Source organism: Novipirellula sp., from assembly GCF_041583735.1.
Lineage (GTDB): Bacteria > Planctomycetota > Planctomycetia > Pirellulales > Pirellulaceae > Novipirellula.
In genome coordinates, this window is the sequence record NZ_JBFHFD010000914.1 from 1 (window position 1) to 2,568 (window position 2,568).

2 protein-coding genes are annotated in these 2,568 nt (G+C 57.7%); one reads left to right on the forward strand and one right to left on the reverse strand.

Annotated features, from left to right (window positions below; all coding sequences use genetic code 11):
- Positions 1-958 (forward strand): DUF1553 domain-containing protein (locus ABX962_RS34500; protein WP_372726195.1); only part of this gene is annotated, 958 nt, incomplete at its 5' end.
- A 406-nt stretch (positions 959-1,364) separates the two neighbouring features.
- Here ABX962_RS34500 and ABX962_RS34505 read toward each other — a convergent pair.
- The gene (locus ABX962_RS34505; protein ID WP_372726196.1) at positions 1,365-2,354 is read right to left on the reverse strand and encodes an AAA family ATPase; all 990 of its coding nucleotides are present in this window, start codon (positions 2,352-2,354) and stop codon (positions 1,365-1,367) included.
- Positions 2,355-2,568: the final 214 nt, after the last annotated feature.

Here is a 2,568-nt window from a genome sequence, read left to right on the forward strand (position 1 = left end):
ACGGCTGACACGCCTCGACTTGGCCAACTGGGTTTCCTCGCCCGACAATCCATTGACCTCGCGGCACGTCGTCAATCGAACATGGAAACAATTTTTTGGCACCGGGCTCTCGGGCAAGCTCGACGATTTAGGAAGCCAAGGTGAATGGCCGAGTCATCCGTTGTTATTGGATTGGATGGCGGCGGAGTTCATCGAGAGCGGATGGGATGTGAAGCAGATGGTCCGTGGAATCGTCAACAGTCATACCTACCGACAAACGGCTGCTCAGCGGCCGGATCTGAGCGAGCGGGATCCGTACAACCGATTGCTTGCGAGCCAATCGCCGCGGCGACTCGAAGCCGAAGTGATTCGCGACAACGCGTTGGCGATCGCCGGATTGCTCGTCACCGATTTTGTAGGGGGGGCCAGCGTGTATCCCTACCAACCGGACGGGCACTATTCGAATTTGCAGTTTCCAAATCGCCGCTATCAAGCCAGTCGTGATTCGCGTCAATATCGCCGCGGCGTGTACATGCATTGGCAGCGCACGTTCTTGCATCCGATGCTGGTCAATTTTGACGCTCCATCGCGAGATGAATGCACCGCCGATCGACCGCTTTCCAACAGCCCGCAACAAGCGTTGACGTTATTGAACGATCCGTCGTTCGCCGAAGCGTCGCACGTGATGGCGGATCGGTTGTTAGCGGATGACGAAGACGGCACGTTCGATGATTGGCTAGACGAAGCCTTTGTGATCGCGTTGTCGCGGCAACCCAGCGACGAGGAACGAGCCGCACTGCGTGGATTGTACGACCGGCAATTAGCTTACTATCGATCCAACGCCGACGAGGCAAAGAAGTACATCGCGGTCGGTCGCAAATCGGCAACAAAATCCAAGGCCGAGGAAAGTCAGATCGCAGCATTCGGGCAAGTCTGTCGCGTGATCTTGAACCTCCACGAAACGATCACCCGTTTCTAACCGGCTGCGTGCCCGTAGCGAAACTCGCGAAGAGTTTCGGCACCATTGACATCCCACGAAACCTACGGCACGTGTTAGCAAACCGGATTATTGAAAAGGTTAAATTGACAATTGTAAATTGCCGACCCCTCAGCCACGGACGTGGCGACAGCACGTAGCCTTGGGCGTGAGTCCAAGGAATGCGGTCAAACCGAAGTCACAAAGCCCCGGCAGGGGCGACAGCAAACTTCACCCGCCCAGCGAAGCGAGGAGGGTCGGAAAACGAGCCACAGCGAGTTTTCCGGGGAGGGCAACGTGGCTGCTAAATTGAACGTTCTACCTCTAACACACCGAGGCCCCACCGGCGAGCTTGCTGTCGCTCGCTCTGACCTCCCCAAAAAAGTTTCGGGGAGGTGAAGCCCCGAATTCAGGCCGCTTCGATCGTCGGCACCGCGATCTCGCCGAGGATCTCTTCGACAATTTTTTCCGCGGTCACTTTCCGTAACCGACTTTCGGGACGCACGATCAAACGGTGATTCATCACCGGTGCAACGATACGTTTGACATCATCCGGCAGCACAAACGCGCGCCCCCGGATCGCCGCCATCGCCTGCGAACATCGGAACAGAGCGATCGTCGCACGCGGGCTGCCACCGAGCGCCAAATCCTCGTGTAAACGAGTTTGATGCACGATCTGCAGCAAGTACTGGCGGACGCGGGGATCGACATGGATCCGTTTGATCTCCTGTTGTGCCTGCACCAACTCTTCAGCCGCCGCCACCGGTTTTAACCCGTCCACCGGATGCGCCCCCTGCAGCATCTCTAACATCCGAAACTCTTCGTCCATCGAAGGATAGCCCAGCGAGAATCGCATCATGAAGCGATCCAACTGGGCTTCGGGCAGCGGAAACGTCCCCTCGTGATCGACGGGGTTCTGAGTCGCGATGACCAAAAACGGCGGCTTCAGCGAATGGGTCGTCCCATCGACGGTCACGCACGATTCCGCCATCGCCTCTAGCAGTGAGGCCTGCGTACGCGGCGTGGCCCGGTTGATCTCGTCCGCCAACAGAATCTGAGTAAAAACGGGGCCAGGGCGAAACTCGAACTCGGATGTTTTCTGATTAAAGATCGACGTGCCGGTCACATCCGACGGCAGCAAGTCGGGGGTGCACTGAACCCGTTTAAAACGGCAGCCAACGCTGCGGGCCAAGGCTCGAGCGAGCATCGTTTTGGCGACTCCCGGGACGTCTTCCAACAAGATGTGCCCCCCGCTCAGCCACGCGACCAACGACAGCACGCACTGTTTGCGTTTGCCCACGATCGCCAGTTCGACGTTACCGATGATCCGCTTGGCTAGCTCTCCCACCGCCGCAGCGGCAGCCGGCGAGGCATCCGGTCGATTCGAAAGAGTCGTCACAGGTGGTTTTGGCGGAGAAGGACTCACAGGCAGCCTATTCAGAACGACGCAAATGGAAGCCGCCAGCGGATTAAAATGGCACCGGCATCAAAGTTGCTAAGCTATAATAGTGTACTCGCCTGGCTGCCCGTTTGGCAGTGCCCCGTAGGCTCGTAGGACGGAAGGATCCTACAAGCAGAGGACGTTCTAATTATGATTGTGCCCAACCTGCTGG